Below are 18440 nucleotides of genomic sequence, written 5' to 3' on the forward strand. Positions count from 1 at the left end.
CGCCTGCCCCACCCGTTGCCCCAGGCGGCGGCACTGCTGGCCGACCCGCTGACCTTGCACGAAGAACGACGCCTGGCCCAAGGGATGCGCCGGCTGATCACCCTCAGCTACCTGGGAGGCGACTGCCTGCGCCAACGCATGGGCCTGCGTCCGCAGCAAGTGGCGGTGATTGCTCACGGCAACCTACCCATCGCGGCCCAGGACTTGCCGCCACTTGCGCCGTTGCGTCTGTTGTATTTCGGCTTTATCTATCGCGGCAAGGGCATTGAGGACCTGCTCCAGGCCCTGGCCCAGTCACTGGCCACCCACCCGCAATGCCGAGGCCAGGTGCGCCTGACCCTGGCCGGCGGCACCGCCCCGGAAATGACCTTCGACCCGGCCGGCAACTACCTCGACGGCCTGCGCCAACAGATCATCGCGCTGCACCTGGAGGATGTGGTGGACTGGCAGTTGGACCTGCCATCAGCGCAGATCGCCGCTACGATCCAGGCGCACCATGTGATGGTGCTGCCCTACCGCGAATCGAAAAAACTCGGTTTCCTGGGACAGATGCGTGGCACCAGTGGCGCGCTGTCATGGGCCAATGCCTGCGGGCGCGGGGTGATCACCTCCAATGCGCGTGCCTTTGCTGAAGAGGTGGCCGGCGGCAATGGCATCACCTATCAGCAGGGCGATATCGATTCCTTGAGCAACGCCTTGAACCGCTTGATCCTCGACCCGCAGCAGGCCCGGCAATGGGCTACCCGGGCAGCGGAAATCGGCCACCAACGCCAGTGGGCCACCACGGCCCGACGTTTTGCCGAATTATTTCGGGATGCTTGTGAGGAGCCGTTGCGATGAATATTTCATCTGTTCGCCCGATGTGGCGCTATCTGCCGCTGGTGCTGGCAATCGCCGTGGGTGGCGCCCTGCTGTCGAGTGAAAAAGTCGATGCGCAGCCGGTGAACCTGGCCCCGGAGCGCAGTGTGGTATGGAAGGACTTCCTCGGCGTGAACGCGCACTTTCTGTGGTTCACGCCCGAGCAGTACCGCCAGCAGATCACGCAATACAAGAAACTTGGATTGCAATGGGTGCGGGTCGACCTGCACTGGGATCGCCTGGAGCCCACAGAAGACGGTTATCAACTCAGCACCTTCGATGAACTGGACCGCACCCTGAGCGCTGAAAAAATCCGCTCGGTGTTTTACCTGGTGGGCTCGGCGCCCTTTATCACCACCGCCCCCAAGGGCGCGAAGTTCCAGGACCAGTATCGCCCGCGGGACCCCGAAATCTATGCGCTGCGCCTGGCACTCCTGGCCAAGCGCTACCCCAATATTGATGCCTGGCAGGTATGGAACGAGCAGAACCTGCCGAACAACTGGCGCCCCGAAGTCAACGCCAAGGAGTACGGGCAATTGTTATTGGCCAGTCACCAGGCGTTGAATATTGCCGCGCCCGGCAAACTGCAGGTCATGGGCGGCATGGCGTACTACAGCCAAATGCCGCCGCGTGGCAAAACCCTGATGTTCGAAGCGCTCGGCGCGCTGGGCGTGCAAAACCTGGGCATGGTCGCGGCCTATCACCCTTATTCGATGACCCCGGAAACCGATGAACCGGGCAAGAACGAAGTGCTGCTGCGCGGTGATCAACTCAATACCATGCTGCACGGCGCCGGGATCAAGAACGTATGGGCTACCGAGTGGGGCTGGTCCAGCTATGCCGGCCCCAAAGAGATGCAGGACCTGATCGGTATCGACGGGCAGGCCGACTACACCTTGCGCCGTCTGGCGTTGATGGCGTCCCAGGACTATCAGAAGATTTTCCTGTTCGCGCTGTCCGACCTCGACCAACGCGCCTCGCCACGCGACCAGCATTACGGCCTGCTGAACCTGGACGGCGAACCCAAGCCGGTGTACACCGCCCTCGCCCGCTTCCTTGAGATCACCGGTCCCTCTCTTAAACCCGGCACCACGCCACAACTCAAGGACGTGCCGGACAGTTTCTACAGCGTGGCCTGGACACGGCCTGACGGAAAACACCTGTTGATGTACTGGAGTGCCGAAGGCAGCAGCATCAGCCTGCCGGATATTAAACGCGCAGAACTGCTGGACCCGCTGACCGGAGCCAGGCAAACCCTGAGCGACGACAACGGTATTCGCCCAGTGGTGAAGCCGAGTTTGCAGATACTGGTGTGGTAGCCCCGGGCATGGAGAGCTGTACATGAGAATCCTATGGATTGTGCCCTACCTGCCGTGGCCGACCACCAGCGGCGGCAAGACCCGGCAGTATCATTTGCTGCGCACCTTGAGTGAGCGCGGGCATCGCATCACGCTGCTGGCGCAATCGAAGACACCGGCCGATGACGCGGCGCACGCAGCCCTTGAACCCTTGCTCGAGCGCCTGATCGTGGTGCCGCGCCGGCCACTGAAACACCCGATGACCCTGCTCGCGGGCGTATTCGCACCGTGGCCGTTGCTGACCACGGTCAATGGCCTGTCGGCACCGTTGCAAGCCCAATTTGCGCAACTGTTGAACGAGCGCTGGGACGTGATTCAAGTGGAACACAGCTACAGCCTGCAACCGTTTCTGCGCACCTTGCAGCAGCGCAAGCGCGAGTTTGTGCTGACCGAGCACAACCTGGAATCAAGCCTGGGCGGCGCCACTTATGACCGTTTCCCCAAGTGGGCCGCGCCGTTCGTGCAGTACGACCAATGGCGCTGCCGGCAATGGGAGCGCAAGGCCTTCGATGCCGCCGCCCATGTGATTGCGGTGACCGAGGCGGACGCCCAGGCCATGCGGCCGTTGACTGCAACGCCGGTAAGCGTGGTGGTCAATGGCGTCGACAGCCGTGCCTTCGCCCAGGTCAGTGCCGATGCGCAGAGCCAGCGTTTGTTGTTTGTCGGCAATTACGAATACGCACCGAACCTGGACGCTGTGCAGTGGTTGCTTGAGGAGATATTCCCCCGGGTCTGGCTGCAGTGTCCGAACGCGCGCCTGGCGGTGGCCGGTTACGGCTTGCCCGAACACTGGCGCGACCGTTGGCCGGATGAACGTGTCGAGTGGCTGGGGTTTGTTCCTGATCTGTGCGCTCTGCAACGGCGCTGCGCCGGTTTTGTCGCCGCGTTGCGCCATGGCGGCGGCTCCAAGCTCAAGGTGTTGGAGGCAATGGCCGCCGGCTTGCCGCTGGTCAGCACGGCCCAGGGTGTTTCCGGGTTGGCGGTGCAACCACAGGCGCATTACCTGGCGGGCGAAAGCGCCGAGGCTCTGGCCGACGCCATCGTGCGCCTGCTCGATCAGCCGCTGCTGGCCCGGCAACTGGCCGATGCGGCACGCGAGTATGCGCGGCAGTACCACGACTGGGCGGTGGCCGGTGACGAACTGGAGCACATCTACAACACCTTGATCGACTCTAAGGAATTTCAGCCATGCGCGTAGCCCTGGACTATCGCCCCGCCACGGTTGCGCCCTCGTCGGGCATCGCCCGCCAGGTCCTGGCGCTGGAAGATGCCCTGCGCGCGCGGGACAACACTGAGGTGCTGCTGTTCACTGAGGCGCCCCTGGACCACCCGCAACGCCAGACCGCCATATGCCCACCGTGGGCCAGCCCGCTGGATGGCCTGCAACGGCCGCAGGTACGCTTGCGGTTTGAGCGAAAATTTTTGCCCAGATCCTTGCATGAGCAACAGATCGACCTGCACATCGCCACGGCCAATATGGGCTTGCCGCTGTGCCGCAAACCCGCCGGCACCCGTTATGTCCTGGTGCTGCATGACCTGTTTCAGCTGACTCAGCGTAACTTCCATCGCTCCAGGCTCAAGGCCCTGGCCTATCGCTTGATCGACGGTGCCTCGATTGCCTGGTCGGTGTGGCAGGCTGACCGGGTGTGGTGCCCTTCGCAGTTTTCCTGCAACGAAGCCGCCCGCGTATTCCCCTGGGCCCGGGCCAAGTTCCGGGTGTTGAACAACCTGGTGCCCGAATTGAATGCAGCGCCAGAACCGCAGCCAGACAACCTGCCGGCGCGTTACTGGTTGGTGGTGGGCACACGGGAGCCGCGCAAGAACATGGCATTTTTCCTGCGCCAATGGCAGGCCTGCCGTACGGCGAACCCTGAGGTGCCGGACCTGGTACTGGTGGGCCACGCCAGCGATGTACCGTCCGCCCTTGGCGAACTGCCGGGCCTGCACTGGTGCAGCGGTTTATCCGACGGCCAACTGCAAGCCCTTTACCGTCATACCGACTGCCTATGGCAGCCGTCTTATGCCGAGGGCTTTGGCCTGCCGGTGGTGGAAGCCTTGAGTGTGGGCACGCCGGTGGCGGTGGCACGCGGTTCCGCCCTGGATGAAGTCGCGCCGCCCGGCGCCCCGCGCTTCGACCCACACGATGCCAGGCAATTGCAGAACGTCATGCAGCAAATGGCAACCGCAGGCAACACGGCAGACGCCGAAACGCAGCGCGCCTGGGCCCGGCAATTTGCCGAACCGGCCTATCGCTCGCGCCTGGATACTTTGCTCAAGGAATTGGACCGCTAATGCTGCCAGGAAAATTCATCAGCCTGCTCCTGGGCCTGGTCTTCGGCATTTTGCTGTTGGCCCTGTCGCCGATCAAGACCTTGCTGGTCGTGGCCGGCGCGGGTGTGGCCTTGACCCTGATCCGCTTTCCCCTGTGGGGCTTGCTGATTTTCGCGGTGTTGGCCACCAGCATTCCCTACACCACGTTGGAACTGGGGATCCGCACCACCATCAGCGAAGCGGTGTTGGGGCTGACCTGGGTCGGGGTGTTCTGGCAATCGTTTATCGGCAAGACCCGCGGCTTGATCCTGTGGCGTCCGACCGAGCGCGCGCTGATGTGGCTGATGCTGTTCAGCACTATTCCGTTTATCTGGGGCATGGTCATCATCCATGCCGAAGGCAACGGGCCGGTGAACTGGGTACGCTGGCTGATGAACCTGTCGTTGCTGTTTATCGTGCCGTTGCTGCTGCGCACCGACGCCGACCGCGACAAGGTGGTGGTCGCCCTGCTGCTGGGCAACCTGGCGATGCTGTTGCTGTCGATTTTCATGTTTCTGAAGACGCGCAACGCCATGTCGATGATCGAGGTGCTCACCGACCTCAAGTACGCCCACCCGGAAGCGGTGAAGGATATTTTTTCCGCCAACTACACGCGCATGGCCTCGCCCTGGGTGCACCCGAACCTGACGGGTGGCGTGCTGGTGCTGTTTATCCCCCTGGCGCTGTTCTACGGCTGGACCCGCAGCGGCTGGCGCCGGGCGCTGGGCCTGGCGGTGGCGGTGCTGGGTTGCGCCGGCCTGCTGCTGAGTATTTCCCGTGGCGCCATCGTGGCCCTGGCGCTGGTGCTGATCTGGCTGACCTATAAGCGCGTGCCTAACAGCGGGCGCATCATCGGTATCGGCGTGGCGTTTGGGGTTGCGCTGGTGATGTTCTATCCGCCGTTGCAGGAGCGCTTGCTGACCATCTTCTCGTCCACCAATGCCAGTACCGAAATCCGCTTCGACGAGTACGCAAGATTCCCCGAGGCCATGTCGACATATCCCCTGGGGATCGGCTTCAAGATAGACCCACCCGTACCCGGCACCAACCTGCTGGGCATCTCTAACCTGTGGCTGAACTTCATCTACAAGGTCGGCATTCCTGGGATGCTGTTGTTTATCACCGTCACTGTGTTGTGGTGGCGGGAAGTGCGGCCCCTGGGCCAGGTGCGCAAGGTCACCGCCGACAACGCCCTGTGGCTGGGGTGTATCTGCGGCGTGATGGCAGCGCTGTTGACGGGGATTTTCGACCACTATTTCAGCTTCACCTTTGTACTGATCGCGCTGTTCTGGCTGTTGATGGGCATGAGCCTGCAACAGGTGCGTCTGCGCCCCTCCATTACCGCCCCTGTTGCTGCTATTGCGCCAAAGGATAACCAACCATGAAGCACCGGATGATTCACTCCACCGATTTGCGCGACCGCCTCCCCACACTGGCCGCTGAAATAGGCGTGAGCCTGCCGGACCTGGAAGAGGCGCTGGACTGGTGCCTGGCCAACGACGTGGTGTTTGAAGAGGGCGAAGGCGACAACAAGCGCTTCTGGATAAACTCCATCGACCTGGAACCCGCCCTTGAGCACCCGGTGGCCCGCCTTTTGTTCCGTCGTATGAAACAGGACCTGCCGGGCAAGCTACTTCCGCGCTATGGCAAAAACTGGGCAACTATCAAGGATCGCTGGCGCAACGCCTGGGACATGGCCTACAACATTTTGATCAACAAGATCCCCAGCCACCATGTGCGCATTGCCTGGCTGCGCCTGGGCGGCGCGAAGATCGGCAAGGGCACAAGCTTGTGGCGTAACACCGAAGTGTTGGGCATCCACAACTTGAGAGTCGGTGACGATACGGTGATCGCCTGGCATTGCCAGGTGGACGCCCGCGCCGGGCTGGTGATCGGCAACCACGTGGCAATCGCCTCCCACGTGCTGATCATCGCCGGCAGTCATGACTTGCAGGCTCCGGAGTTCTGGTCGATTTCCGGGCCGATCTACATCGACGACTATGTGTGGATCGGCAGCCGGGCGTTGATCGGCTACGGCACGCACCTGGGGCATGGCTCGGTGATCAGCGCCAATACCGTGGTGGCCAAGGCTGTGGCCCCCTACAAAATCATTGGCGGTTCCGGGGCCAAAATCATGGGCGAACGCTGCCATGATCTGAACTATAAGGTGGGTGGCAAGGGCCTGTTCACCCTGTTCCACTGATGTTCGGCAGCACGCTCTGGCTGACCGTCGCGACCCTCGCCGGGCTGGTCGCCGGTTTTGCCCGCGAATGGCTGCTGGTGGCGGCCTGGGGCGCGGGCAGTCGCAGCGACGGGTTTCTGGTGGCGGTGTTTTTGCCCGAAGCGTTGCGCATGACCCTGGCCGCCGGCTTGCTTGCGGCGGCTGCCCTGCCCCTTTATCAACAACGCGACCCACAACGCCAGCAAGCCTGGCTGGCCAGTCTTTCCCCACGCCTGCTGGGCGTGGGCCTGGCCCTGTTTGCCGTACTGGCGCTGGGCGCGCCGCTGTGGGTGCGCCTGATCGGCCCCGGCCTGGACGCCGAGGCCCATGCCGAAGCCGCCGCTAACTTGCGTTGGCTGGCGGCCTGTGCGCCGGGCCTGGTGATGCATGGGTTGTTCAGTATTCCCTTGCAGGCACGCCAACGTTTTGTGCTGCCGGGCCTGGGCTCTTTACTGTTCAATCTGCCACCGGTGCTGTACCTGTTTATCCGTGGCAGCGCAAGCGACAGCGGCGAACTGGCCATGAGCTTTTTTGCCGGCAGTGTGTTGATGTGCCTGCCGCTGCTGGCGCCGGTCTGGTCTTTCGGCTGGCGGCCATGGCAAGTCACTGGCGACAAGCTGGCGGGCCGCGAACTGTTGGGGCGCATCGGGCCATTGTTGGCCAGCAATGTCGCCAGCCAGGGGCTGGCGCTGCTCGAACGCTTGATCGCCAGTTACCTGGGAGAAGGTGCCGTCACGTGGGTCAACCTTGCCCGCAAGTTGATCAACCTGCCATTGATCGCCCTGATGAGCCTCAACCAGGTGCTGCTGGGCATGATGAGCGGCGAACAAGGCCAACAGCGCCTGGCCCTGCTGCGTCGCGGCCTGGATGCTGCGACCCTGCTCAGCCTGCCGGCCGCCCTCGGACTGATCGGCGCCAGCCCGGTGCTGATTCATCTGCTGATGCCCACCCAAAGCGCCGACGGCCCACTGCCGGCGCTGCTGGCCTGGTTCGCGACGCCACTGGTGTTCGGCGCCTGGAACGCCATGCTCGCCCGCTATGCCTATGCCAGCGGCGACACGCGCCTGCCCTTGCGCTGCGAATTGCTGGGCAGCGGGGTCAACGCTTTGCTGTTGGTGCTGCTGCCGTACTTTCTGGGTTTACCGGGTATCGCCTTGGCGGCATTGGGCGGGGTTATCGTCACCAACCTGCTGCTGATGCAACGCCAGCAATTGCTTGGCCAACTGGGCTGGCCGCTGCAATGGGGGCTGAGTGCGGTATTACTGGGTTTTGCAGCCGTCATCTTGCATCCACTGCAAAACGATGGCTGGCAACTGGGCTTGAGTACCGTGACGGCAGCCCTGGTATTGGGAGGGTTGGCTGGGTGGTTCAAGCCGTGGAAACAGTGAACTGGAACCACCACCGCAACGGCCTGCGCAGGAGCTGGTAAGCCAGCTCCTGCACGGACTCAGTCATCCAGCTGTTGAGGCGCAGCCGGCTTGGCTGCCTTACCCGCTTTGGTAGCGTTCTTGCCAGGCGCAGGCGCAGGTTCTGGCACAACCGGAGCAGCTGCTTCTTTCTCGGCCATCGGCATCTGGTCGATGGTGCTGAAGAACACCTTCAGGTCGAGGGGATCCGGCGGTACGGTCTTCTCCAGTTTCTTCTCGCCATCCTTGCCGATCAGGATCACCTTTGTACCGCTGCCGGCGCCGAGCTTGAGGGCACGGATCAGCGCGTTGGTTTCAGGTGGCGTGAGCTTCTTGTTGTCCTTGGGGTCCTTGGCGAATTTTTCGCCTTCAGCACCGATGCTGCCGAACTTCACGGTGTAGAACACCATGCTGCGCTCTTCAAAGGACTGCTTGGTAGCAGGCTCATCCAATTGTTTCTTGAGGGTCGCCAAAGTGTCGTTGCCGGAATCGAGCTCCACCACCACCAGCGGCCGAGCCTTGCCCAAGTCCTGCTTGAGCGGGTTGATATCATCAGCGGCCAACAGCGGCCCCGTAAAAGCCATCAAGGTAGCCAGGGTCAGCGACCGGATGAGCATGCGCACCTCCTTTGAATTCCATGCAGGGTTCTTGAGTTTCATGTCTGCGACAGTCAATTTCAAGGATGATTCCTACACCTCGTTAAGAAGCGTAGGTCAGTAAGCCTGCCACGCAAGGGCTCGAATGGGGTTATCAGTCATTGTTTCTTCAGATTGCGGAACCATTACGAGGCGTTCTATTGCGGCCAATGCCGCGCAAATACCGGCGCCACCACCGGGTCGGCATCCACTCGCGCCAGCGTCTGGGCAAAGCCTGGCGCGAGGTTGTTCAACACCTCCCGCGCCGCGTCCCAACGCGACACCGCGGCCGCCATAATGCCCAGCGCGTTCGGCACATTGCCGGGGGCGAACAACTGGTCGGCAAACTGCTCGGCAAACACCACCCAGGCCTGGTGCAGGTAACGGCGCGTGCCGCTGATCAATTGTGCCTGTACGGCGTCATCCACATTACCGAGCCAGCGTTGCGGGTAGTCGATGATGCCGACCGCCGAATAGCAATTGGCGGCGATGTATACCAGCCCGCGCAGGATCTGCGCACGGTTGCCGGCGAGCAGCTCGGAGGCGGGAAACTCCAGGCCCAGGTGGATCAGGATCGCGGCGCTTTCGGTCAGCACCTGGCCCTCGGGCGTCACCAACGTGGGAATTTGTTTGAGTGGGTTGATGCGGGCCAGGGCGTCGCTGCCTTCGCCGTCTTCCCAAGAGCTGGCGTCGATGCGCCGCCATGCCACCGCGCAACGCTGCAGGGCGATTTCGATCATGCAGGAGCCGGATTCGTCGATGCCGTAGAGCGTGTACATGGGGGTTGTCTCCTTATCGCTGCAGTTTGGCCTGCAAGCTGGCCTTCACCTGCAGCCATTCCGAATCGATGATGCTGAACCGCACCGAATTGCGCTTGCGCCCATCGGGCATGATGCGCTCGTGGCGCACAATGCCCTCTTGCACGGCGCCAAGGCGCAGGATCGCGGCACGGGATTTTTCGTTGAGTTCATCGGTAGTGAACTGCACCCGCACACAGTCGAGCACTTCAAAAGCGTAGGTCAGCAGCAAGAGCTTGGCTTCGGTGTTGATGCCGGTTTTTTGCGTGGACTCGGCCAGCCAGGTGTGACCGATTTCCAGCTTGCGATTGGCCCGATCGACCTTCCAGAACCGCGTGCTGCCCACCACCTGGCCAGTGCCTGCGCGCACCAGGGTGAAGGGGATCACGCTGCCCGCGTCGCGGCCGGCCAAGGCCGTGTCGATATAGGTGTCGATGGTGTCCGGACCTGGCACGTTGGTGACCTTGAGGTTCCACAATTGGCCGTCGGCGGCCGCTTCAAGCAAGGCGGTTTTGTGTTCGCGTTGCAGGGGCTGGAGTTCGACCGTGCTGCCGGTCAACGTGATCTGAGTCATGGAAGCTGCGCCGTCTGAGAGTGGTCGTCAGCGGCCAAGAGTGCAGGCTCGCCCCACGTACAGGCAAGCGTTTTAAAACAAGCCCATTTGCCCGCCGACCAGCGTGCCGAAATCATCATTTACGAACGGCAGGATCGCATCGGCCACCGGCTGCAATTGCCGGGTGACGTAGTGGTCGTAGTCGATCGGCGCCTGGCGTACTTCCAGCGGCTGCGGGCCGTTGACCGTGATCACATAGCTGATCCAGCCGCCGCGCTGATACTGGCGCGGGCGCCCCAGACGGTCGTTATATTCATCCGCCAGGCGTGCGGCGCGCACATGCGGCGGCACGTTGCGCTCGTAATCGTCGAGTGGGCGGCGCAGGCGTTTGCGGTAGATCAGCAAGTCGTCGAGTTCGCCGCTCAAGGTACGCCGCACATAGTCGCGAACGTAGTCTTGATACGGCTGGCGATGGAAGATGCGCTGATAGAGTTCCTGCTGGAATTGCCGGGCCAGCGGCGACCAGTCGCTGCGCACGGTTTCCAGGCCTTTGTAGACCATTTCTTCGCTGCCGTCGGCGCGTACAACCAAGCCGGCGTAGCGCTTTTTGCTGCCCTCCTCAGCGCCGCGGATGGTCGGCATGAGGAAGCGGCTGAAGTGGGTTTCGTATTGCAGTTCCAGGGCGCTTTGCAGGCCGAATTCGTTGTGCAGATGCGCGCGCCACCACTCGTTGACGTGCTGCACCAGTTCCCGACCGATGCGGCTGGCGTCCTCCGCAGCATGCGCGCTGCCGAGCCAGACGAAGGTGGAGTCGGTGTCGCCGTAGATCACGTCATAACCCTTGGCTTCGACCAGCTCGCGGGTCTGGCGCATGATCTGGTGCCCACGCATCGTGATCGAGGACGCCAGCCGCGTGTCGAAGAAGCGGCAACCGCTGGAGCCAAGCACGCCGTAAAACGCGTTCATGATGATTTTAAGGGCTTGGGACAACGGCGCGTTGTGTTCACGCTTGGCCACTTCGCGGCCTTCGGAAACCCGCGCGACAATCGAGGGCAGGCAATGCCGGGTGCGGGAAAAACGCGCACCGCGAAAGCCCTCTACCGATTCGCTGTCGTCCGGGTGCTTGAGGCCTTCGATCAGGCCCACCGGGTCGATGAGAAAACTGCGGATGATCGACGGGTAAAGGCTTTTGTAATCGAGCACCAGCACCGACTCGTAGAGGCCCGGACGCGAGTCCATCACGAACCCCCCGGGGCTGGCCTGGGGCGGTTTGTCGCCCAGGTTCGGCGCGACGAAGCCCTGGCGGTGCATCAGCGGCATATACAGGTGCGTGAACGCCGCCACGGAGCCGCCATTACGGTCGGCCGGCAGCCCGGTGACGCTGGCGCGTTCGAGCAGGAACTTGAGCAGTTCGGTCTTGGCGAAAATCCGCGTGACCAGCTCGCAGTCCTTGAGGTTGTAGCGCGCCAATGCGGGCTTGTCCTCGGCGAACATGCGGTTGATTTCGTCCATGCGCTGGTACGGCGTGGAGATGTCCTTGCCTTCGCCGAGCAGGGTTTGCGCGACGTTTTCCAGGCTGAAGGATTCGAAACTCCAGGTGGCCGAACGCAAGGCTTCGATGCCATCGATGATCAGCCGCCCGGCGGCAGCGGCGAAGTAGTGGTTGCGGCTGCCATGTTCACGCCAGGCCATCGCCTCGCCGCCACGCCCGAGCAACAGCGGCACGTTGAGGCGCTGGGCATGTTCGTGGAGCACGCGCAGGTCGAACTGCACCAGGTTCCAGCCGATGATGGCATCGGGGTCGTGGGTAGCCAGCCATTGGTTGAGGCACTCGAGCAGTTGGGCGCGGGTATCGCAGTAGTCGAGTTTGAAGTCCACCGCATCGGCTTTGTTTGGCGGGCCGAGCATGTACACCTGGCGCTCGCCGCAGCCTTCCAGGGCAATGGAATACAGGTCGCCTTGGGCGGTGGTCTCGATGTCCAGGGACACCAGTTTGAGCGGCGGGCGGTAGTCCGGCGCGGGTTTCATCTGCGCCTCAAGCAAGGTGCCGCTGGCATCCGGTGTGCCGCCAAACCACACGGGCGCGGTGATGAAGCGTTCCATCATGTAACGCTCGGGCGGGCGCACGTCGGCTTCGTAGACGTCGACACCGGCGGCGCGCAGGCGCTTTTCCAGGTCCATCAACTGGCGGTGCTGGCGGGTGTAGAGACCAAGGACAGGGCGATGATGGAAGTCGCACAATTGCAACGGGCGCAGTTCAATCTCGCGCTCGCCCTTGAGCAACCAGTCGAGCGGCTTGCGATGGGCTTGCGGAATAAACATCACCGAGGTTTGCACGGGTAGGCGCACGCACCGTGGGCCTTGGTCGGTGGCCAGCCAGAAACTGACCTCCGTGCCCGCGGCCGTGTCGCGCCAATGCCGGGTCAGGACAAAACCCTGCTGTAAATCCACCGTACCGCACCTCAGGAATCGCTTTCAGGGCGTGATTCTACTCGGCATCCGGGCAAACGCGATGGGCGATGGCATTTACCTTTGCGTTTGTACTCAGCGCCTGGTCCATCGCCCTTGCCCAGGCGCCCGAAGACGCGCCTGCCGCCCACACCTTTGCCGCCGCTGGTCGGCAGCTCGCGCCTGCGCGGACAACGATTTCACAAACTGGTTGCGAAATATTAATGACAATTACTATCATTCGCGCCGGAGTCGTATCCGCGCAGTGAGGAAGCGCAACGTTGTTGCCCTTTTCCTCCCATTGACGGTTCGCCGTCCGGATCGACCATGCCCACCTGCAACCAAATTTCTGTACCGTTTCGCCCTGCCCTGCTTGCCCTTTGCTGCTCACTGAGCCTTGCCGCTCACGCGGCAGCCCCAGAAACTAACAACCGTCCAGACGGCAACACACTGGAATTGGGTGCAACCAACATCAGCGCCGACGCACCTGCACCGAATGCATTGCCGCCGGTTTACGCTGGCGGCCAGGTCGCGCGCGGCGGCCAATTAGGTGTGCTGGGCAACCAGGACATCATGGACGCGCCGTTCAGCATGTCCTCCTACACCGAGAAGTTGATCCGCGAGCAGCATGCGCAAACCGTCGGCGATGTGTTGCTCAATGACTCGTCCGTGCGCCAGGCATCGGGCTATGCGAACCAGGCTCAAGCCTTTGTGATTCGTGGCCTGCCGCTCAACGGCGACGATATTTCGTTCAACGGTTTGTACGGCATCCTGCCGCGCCAGATCATGTCCACCGACGCCCTGGAACGGGTTGAAGTGTTCAAAGGCCCCAACGCCTTTATCAACGGCGTCACACCCAGCGGCTCCGGCATCGGCGGCGGCGTTAACCTGCAACCCAAGCGCGCTGATGATGTGCCTTTGCGCCGTTTGAGCACCGACATCAGCAGTGACGGCCGGGTGGGTGAACACCTGGACATCGGCCAGCGCTTCGGCGAAGACAACCGTTTTGGCGCGCGGGTGAATATTTCCCAGCGCGAAGGCGACACCGCCATCGACGACGAAAGCCAGCGTTCGAAGCTGTTTTCGGTCGGCCTGGACTATCGCGGCGATGCCCTGCGGGTGTCAGGCGACTTTGTTTATCAGAAGCAGCAGGTCAATGGCGGACGCAACACGGTGTTGCTTGGCAGCGGGCTGACCCATATCCCGAATGCGCCGTCGGCCGACACCAACTACGCGCCGAACTGGGGCACCACCAGCCTGGAAGACACCTTCGGCATGTTGCGCGGCGAGTATGACCTCAACGATAACTGGACCGCCTACATCGCCGGGGGCGCCAAGCACACCAACGAGCTGGGCCGCTATTCGTCGGTGACCCTGAGGGACACACTAGGCAATGCCACAGTCAGCGGCTCGAACATTGCGCATCAGGAAGACAACACCAGCCTGATGGCCGGCCTGAACGGCAAGTTCAAGACCGGTGCTGTCAGCCACAAATTGAACCTCGGCTTGACCGGCATCTGGACTCAGACCCGCAACGCCTTTGACTTTGCCTCCGGCAGCCAGCCGACCAATATTTACAGCCCGGCCGATGTGACCGCTCCAGCCAAAGGCGGCTTCACCTCCGGCAGCGACCTGAACGACCCCGGCATCACCGCCAAGACCTTCGCCCGCAGCGCGGCGGTGTCGGACACCTTCGGCTTTATGGATGACCGTTTGCTGTTCACCGCCGGCCTGCGCCGCCAGGAGCTGGTGGTTCAGGGCTACGCCTACGGCACCGGCACACGCACCGCCAACTACGCCAAGGGCATCACCACGCCGGTGTATGGCCTGGTGTTCAAGCCATGGGAGCATGTGTCTCTCTACGCCAACCACATCGAAGGCCTGGCGTCAGGGCCGACGGCTCCCTCCACCTTCAGCAGCGCCATCGTAACCAACGCCAACCAGACCTTTGCACCCGCGCGTTCGAAACAGACCGAGGCTGGCGTCAAGCTCGACATGGGCACCTACGGCGCAACGCTGGGTGTGTACCGAATCGAACAGCCGACCCAGGGTTTTTCCCAACTGAATGCGGACGGCACCGCGACCTTTGTCTTCGAAGGCGAGCAAGTCAACAAAGGTGTAGAGCTGAACGTCTTCGGCGAACCTGTCAGCGGCTTGCGCCTGCTGGGCGGCGCGACCATCATCCACACCGAAGTCAACGGCACGGCAAACGGCGCCAACGACGGCAACCGCGCCATTGGCGTGCCGTCCTTCCAACTTAATGCCGGCGTGGATTGGGATGTGCCGGGTCTGCAAGGCGTGAGCGTCAACGGCCGTATGCTGCGTACCGGCGGCCAGTACGCCGATGCGGCGAACAACCTCAGCCTGCCGGCATGGAATCGCTTCGATGTGGGCGCCCGCTACAACTTCAAGGTGGCCCAGCGTGATGTGAGCCTGGGTGCCACGGTGGAGAACGTGGCGAATACCAAATACTGGGAATCGGCGCTGGGCGGTTATCTGACCCAAGGTGATCCGCGGGTCGCCAAGTTCTCGGCGACGGTGGATTTCTAAACGCGTTGTAACCACATGAGTCAGCGGATTTGCGCATCGCTGGCTCAGGCGCGGTGGGCCTGGTTCAGATAATTTTCGATGTTACCCATTTGCTCGTCCCAGCCTCGGGAATTCATCCTGAAGGCTTTTTGGCGACGGGGTTCGGGCACTGCGTCAAAACCGGATTCGACCACCCGCAGCAGGATGCCCGGCGCGCGGTCTTCGAGGGTGAACTCTACCAGGGTCGGAGTTTCGTGGTCGTAGTCGACGCCCTTCTCGACAGCGTAAGGGTGCCATTTGAATGAGAACAGGGTTTGGGGCAGGATGCGCACGATTTCGGCCTTCCACACCACATGTTCATAGCCTGGGTAGGTGATCGGCGCCTCGATGGTTGTTCCAGCGGTAAAGGTTTTACCCTTGAGGGCGATGCCAAACCACTCGCCAAATTGCTCGGCTTTGGTGAGCGCTTCCCAGATCTGCTTGCGCGGTACGTTGAGCAGGACTTTTCGTTCGATGCGATCTAACACGTGCATAAGTCACCTCCTCCATTGAAAGTAGGCGACAACAAACAATGCGCAACCTCAGGTTGTAAGCAATGATGATTGTCCCCGTCCTTAATCAGGCAATACGTGTATGACTGACCCGCTGAATGGAAGTTGCTTCTGCAAAGCCGTGCGCTATCAAATCGACAGCTTGGACATGCCCATCAGCCACTGCCATTGCGACAGTTGCCGCAAGGTGCACGCAGCCGCATTCGTGGCCACCGCCGGAGTGATGCGCGAGCACTTTCGCTGGATGCAGGGTGAGGCGCTGCTGTCGTCGTTTGAATCTTCACCGGGCAAGCTCAGGCATTTCTGTTCGCGCTGCGGGTCACACCTGATGGCTGAGCGTGGGCATCAGCCCCATGTGATTGTGCGGGTGGCGACACTGGATGATGACCCTGGCGTGCGGCCCACCTCGCACATCTGGACGGCCCATGATTTGCCCTGGCTTGCTTACGCAGGCGTAGAGCACTGGGATGAGTGGAAGGTTTGACTAGACGTGCGGGTCACCGGGCGCCTTGGCCGGCGTCGCATATTGCGGCTTGAGATGGCCTTCCTGGTCAAGCAGCCAGGCGTCCATGATCTGCCGCACCACCGGGCCCGCCACGCGGCCACCGGCCTCGCCGTTTTCGATCATCACCGAGATCACGATTTTCGGATGTTCGGCCGGCGCAAAACCGACGAACAAGGCGTTGTCGCGATGCCGTTCCAGCGTCTTGTTGCGGTCATAGCGCTCACCCTGCTTGATCGCCACCACCTGCGCAGTACCACTCTTGCCGGCGATCCGGTACTGAGCACCGGCCGCTGCTGCACGGGCGATACCGCGAGGGTCATGCATCACCAGCTGCATGCCGTGGTTGACCTGCTCCCAATCACGCGGATCCTTGAGCACTACGTTAGGCATTGGGTTCTCGTCCACCGGCGGCACGCCATTGATGGTCTTGGCCAAGTGCGGACGGTTCCACACACCTTTGTTGGCGATCAACGCGGTGGCCTGGGCCAACTGCAATGGCGTGACCTGCATATAGCCCTGGCCAATGCCGAGGATCACGGTTTCGCCCGGGAACCAGGGCTGGCGACGGGTTGCACGCTTCCAGGCCTGGGAAGGCATCAGGCCAGCTGATTCTTCGAACATGTCGAGAGAGACTTTCTGACCGAGGCCGAACTCGGCTAGGTAGTCGTGCAGGCGATCAATACCCAGCTTGTGGGCCAAGTCGTAAAAGTAGGTGTCGTTGGAGCGCATGATCGCCGCATCCATGTCCACCCAGCCGTCACCGCTGTGGTTCCAGTTGCGGTATTTGTGGTCAAAATCGGGCAGCTGGTAATAACCGGGGTCGAACACTCGGGTTTGCGCGGTCACCACACCACTGTCGAGACCGGCGATGGCCACTTCCGGCTTGATGGTCGAGCCGGGCGCGTAAAGCCCGCGTAGCACGCGGTTAAACAGCGGTCGGTCGATAGAGTCGTGCAGCGCGGCATATTCCTTGAAACTGATGCCGGTGACGAACAGATTCGGGTCAAAGCTCGGCTTACTCACCATGGCCAGCACTTCGCCGGTCTGCGGGTCGAGGGCCACCACCGAACCACGGCGATCGCCCAAGGCCTCTTCCGCGGCTTCCTGGAGCTTGACGTCGAGGCTCAGCACGATGTTTTTGCCGGGGATCGGGTCGGTATGCTTGAGCACGCGCAACACGCGGCCCTGGGCATTGGTCTCAACCTCTTCATAGCCGACATGGCCGTGCAGCTCGGACTCGTAGAAACGCTCGATACCGGTCTTGCCGATGGACTGGGTACCACGGTATTCCACCGAGTCGAGGGCCTTGGATTCTTTCTCGTTGATTCGGCCAACGTAGCCAATCGAGTGGGCAAAATGCGCGCCCAACGGGTAATGCCGCACGAACTGAGGTTCAACATCGACGCCCGGCAAGCGGAACTCGTTAACGGCCAGCAAGGCAATCTGCTCTTCGGTCAATTCGTAGAACAGCGTTACCGGCACAAAAGGATGGCGGGCTTGTTTCAATGCCTTGTCGAATACCGCTCGGTCTTCCGCGGGTAAGTGCATCAGGCTGACGATAGCGTCCAGCTCGCCCTTGAGGTCGGTGGTGCGCTCGCGAGTGATGGTCAGGTTGTAGCTGGGACGGTTGTCGGCCAGCACCACGCCGTTGCGGTCATAAATCAGCCCGCGCGTCGGCGTGATCGGCAGTACGTGGACCCGGTTGTTCTCGGAAATCGTCGAGTGATAGTCGTACTGCACCACCTGCAGGAAATACATGCGCCCGACCAGGGCGCAGGTAATACCAATCACCAAGAGTGCGCAGGCGAGCAAGCGCTTGTTGACCAGGCGGTTTTCTTTTTCGTGATCCTTGATCGGTATCGGTTCAGGCATTTCTACAGCATCTCGTTGAAGAAGTTCGACGCCGCGTCCTGCGGTTGAAAGATCAATCCTTGTGAAAATGTGCTGCACCATACCAAAAATGCAGAAACACTTTGCATCGATTTCCCCAACGGCATGCTGTTTTGTCAGACACGGACCGATTTGGGCTGCAAAAGGCCTTAATCACGCAAGTGCGATCAATCACATGACCTTCCAGCTTTGTGCAGGGCGCGTGTGAGAATGGCGATCGGGATGATGCCGATTGAGCTGATCAAGGCGTAGAGGTTTTGAAGTTGGCGCTTTTCCAGCGCCCAAAACAAAACCCCATCTGCTTTCGCAAATGGGGTTTCGGAATTTAATCTTGACGATGACCTACTCTCACATGGGGAAACCCCACACTACCATCGGC

Annotated in this window: 15 protein-coding genes; 9 read left to right on the forward strand and 6 right to left on the reverse strand. The window is 61.7% G+C overall.

What is annotated here, in order from left to right:
* The 7 genes from FEM54_RS05350 to FEM54_RS05380 form a co-directional block, all read left to right on the forward strand.
* A partial coding sequence (locus FEM54_RS05350; protein ID WP_138449854.1) for a glycosyltransferase occupies positions 1 to 840 on the forward strand: 840 nt, incomplete at its 5' end.
* The gene (locus FEM54_RS05355; RefSeq protein ID WP_032865434.1) at positions 837 to 2177 is read left to right on the forward strand and encodes a glycoside hydrolase 5 family protein; all 1341 of its coding nucleotides are present in this window, start codon (positions 837 to 839) and stop codon (positions 2175 to 2177) included. The genes FEM54_RS05350 and FEM54_RS05355, both read left to right, overlap by 4 nt.
* 22 nt (positions 2178 to 2199) lie before the next feature.
* Complete coding sequence (locus tag FEM54_RS05360) at positions 2200 to 3414, forward strand: glycosyltransferase family 4 protein (protein WP_017135338.1); 1215 nt, start codon at positions 2200 to 2202, stop codon at positions 3412 to 3414.
* Positions 3405 to 4508, forward strand: a complete 1104-nt coding sequence (locus FEM54_RS05365) for a glycosyltransferase family 4 protein (RefSeq protein WP_138449856.1) — start codon at positions 3405 to 3407, stop codon at positions 4506 to 4508. The genes FEM54_RS05360 and FEM54_RS05365 overlap by 10 nt, the downstream gene beginning before the upstream one ends.
* Positions 4508 to 5911, forward strand: coding sequence for an O-antigen ligase family protein (locus FEM54_RS05370; protein WP_017135340.1), 1404 nt, complete (start codon positions 4508 to 4510; stop codon positions 5909 to 5911). Before FEM54_RS05365 ends, FEM54_RS05370 begins: the two co-directional genes overlap by 1 nt.
* Positions 5908 to 6729 (forward strand): acyltransferase, encoded by an 822-nt coding sequence (locus tag FEM54_RS05375; protein WP_017135341.1) that lies wholly within the window; start codon positions 5908 to 5910, stop codon positions 6727 to 6729. The genes FEM54_RS05370 and FEM54_RS05375 overlap by 4 nt, the downstream gene beginning before the upstream one ends.
* Positions 6729 to 8135, forward strand: coding sequence for a lipid II flippase MurJ (locus tag FEM54_RS05380; protein ID WP_017135342.1), 1407 nt, complete (start codon positions 6729 to 6731; stop codon positions 8133 to 8135). Before FEM54_RS05375 ends, FEM54_RS05380 begins: the two co-directional genes overlap by 1 nt.
* Positions 8136 to 8194: 59 nt before the next feature.
* On the opposite strand, the gene FEM54_RS05385 is transcribed toward FEM54_RS05380, so the two are convergent.
* The 4 genes from FEM54_RS05385 to FEM54_RS05400 form a co-directional block, all read right to left on the reverse strand.
* Positions 8195 to 8770 carry a DUF4174 domain-containing protein gene (locus tag FEM54_RS05385; protein ID WP_017135343.1) on the reverse strand — a complete coding sequence of 192 codons (576 nt, stop codon included), beginning with the start codon at positions 8768 to 8770 and terminating at the stop codon, positions 8195 to 8197.
* 176 nt (positions 8771 to 8946) lie between these two features.
* The gene (locus FEM54_RS05390) at positions 8947 to 9567 is read right to left on the reverse strand and encodes a glutathione S-transferase family protein (RefSeq protein WP_138449858.1); all 621 of its coding nucleotides are present in this window, start codon (positions 9565 to 9567) and stop codon (positions 8947 to 8949) included.
* Positions 9568 to 9580: 13 nt separating this feature from the next.
* The gene (locus FEM54_RS05395) at positions 9581 to 10159 is read right to left on the reverse strand and encodes a GNAT family N-acetyltransferase (protein ID WP_099550095.1); all 579 of its coding nucleotides are present in this window, start codon (positions 10157 to 10159) and stop codon (positions 9581 to 9583) included.
* A 72-nt stretch (positions 10160 to 10231) separates the two neighbouring features.
* The gene (locus tag FEM54_RS05400; RefSeq protein WP_138449859.1) at positions 10232 to 12589 is read right to left on the reverse strand and encodes a DNA polymerase II; all 2358 of its coding nucleotides are present in this window, start codon (positions 12587 to 12589) and stop codon (positions 10232 to 10234) included.
* Positions 12590 to 12913: 324 nt separating this feature from the next.
* Here FEM54_RS05400 and FEM54_RS05405 point away from each other — a divergent pair, with 324 nt between their 5' ends.
* Positions 12914 to 15136: a TonB-dependent receptor gene (locus FEM54_RS05405; RefSeq protein ID WP_138449861.1), complete on the forward strand. Its 2223-nt coding sequence runs from the start codon at positions 12914 to 12916 to the stop codon at positions 15134 to 15136.
* A gap of 44 nt (positions 15137 to 15180) precedes the next feature.
* On the opposite strand, the gene FEM54_RS05410 is transcribed toward FEM54_RS05405, so the two are convergent.
* Positions 15181 to 15648 carry an SRPBCC family protein gene (locus tag FEM54_RS05410; protein WP_138449863.1) on the reverse strand — a complete coding sequence of 156 codons (468 nt, stop codon included), beginning with the start codon at positions 15646 to 15648 and terminating at the stop codon, positions 15181 to 15183.
* A 100-nt stretch (positions 15649 to 15748) separates the two neighbouring features.
* Here FEM54_RS05410 and FEM54_RS05415 point away from each other — a divergent pair, with 100 nt between their 5' ends.
* Positions 15749 to 16150, forward strand: a complete 402-nt coding sequence (locus tag FEM54_RS05415; protein WP_138449865.1) for a GFA family protein — start codon at positions 15749 to 15751, stop codon at positions 16148 to 16150.
* Here FEM54_RS05415 and mrdA read toward each other — a convergent pair whose 3' ends face one another.
* On the reverse strand, positions 16151 to 18043 hold the full coding sequence (mrdA, locus tag FEM54_RS05420) for a penicillin-binding protein 2 (RefSeq protein WP_138449867.1): 1893 nt from the start codon (positions 18041 to 18043) through the stop codon (positions 16151 to 16153). It abuts the gene before it with no gap.
* Positions 18044 to 18440: the final 397 nt, after the last annotated feature.

The organism is Pseudomonas edaphica (genome assembly GCF_005863185.1).
Taxonomy (GTDB): domain Bacteria; phylum Pseudomonadota; class Gammaproteobacteria; order Pseudomonadales; family Pseudomonadaceae; genus Aquipseudomonas; species Aquipseudomonas edaphica.

Bases quoted from the DNA above. Each gene is read 5' to 3' on its own strand.
- FEM54_RS05360 (WP_017135338.1), top strand. From the start codon at position 2,200: ATGAGAATCCTATGGATTGTGCCCTACCTGCCGTGGCCGACCACCAGC.
- FEM54_RS05395 (WP_099550095.1), bottom strand. From the start codon at position 10,159: ATGACTCAGATCACGTTGACCGGCAGCACGGTCGAACTCCAGCCCCTG.
- FEM54_RS05365 (WP_138449856.1), top strand. From the start codon at position 3,405: ATGCGCGTAGCCCTGGACTATCGCCCCGCCACGGTTGCGCCCTCGTCG.
- mrdA (WP_138449867.1), bottom strand. From the start codon at position 18,043: ATGCCTGAACCGATACCGATCAAGGATCACGAAAAAGAAAACCGCCTG.
- FEM54_RS05380 (WP_017135342.1), top strand. From the start codon at position 6,729: ATGTTCGGCAGCACGCTCTGGCTGACCGTCGCGACCCTCGCCGGGCTG.
- FEM54_RS05410 (WP_138449863.1), bottom strand. From the start codon at position 15,648: ATGCACGTGTTAGATCGCATCGAACGAAAAGTCCTGCTCAACGTACCG.
- FEM54_RS05385 (WP_017135343.1), bottom strand. From the start codon at position 8,770: ATGCTCATCCGGTCGCTGACCCTGGCTACCTTGATGGCTTTTACGGGG.
- FEM54_RS05375 (WP_017135341.1), top strand. From the start codon at position 5,908: ATGAAGCACCGGATGATTCACTCCACCGATTTGCGCGACCGCCTCCCC.
- FEM54_RS05370 (WP_017135340.1), top strand. From the start codon at position 4,508: ATGCTGCCAGGAAAATTCATCAGCCTGCTCCTGGGCCTGGTCTTCGGC.
- FEM54_RS05390 (WP_138449858.1), bottom strand. From the start codon at position 9,567: ATGTACACGCTCTACGGCATCGACGAATCCGGCTCCTGCATGATCGAA.
- FEM54_RS05405 (WP_138449861.1), top strand. From the start codon at position 12,914: ATGCCCACCTGCAACCAAATTTCTGTACCGTTTCGCCCTGCCCTGCTT.
- FEM54_RS05355 (WP_032865434.1), top strand. From the start codon at position 837: ATGAATATTTCATCTGTTCGCCCGATGTGGCGCTATCTGCCGCTGGTG.
- FEM54_RS05415 (WP_138449865.1), top strand. From the start codon at position 15,749: ATGACTGACCCGCTGAATGGAAGTTGCTTCTGCAAAGCCGTGCGCTAT.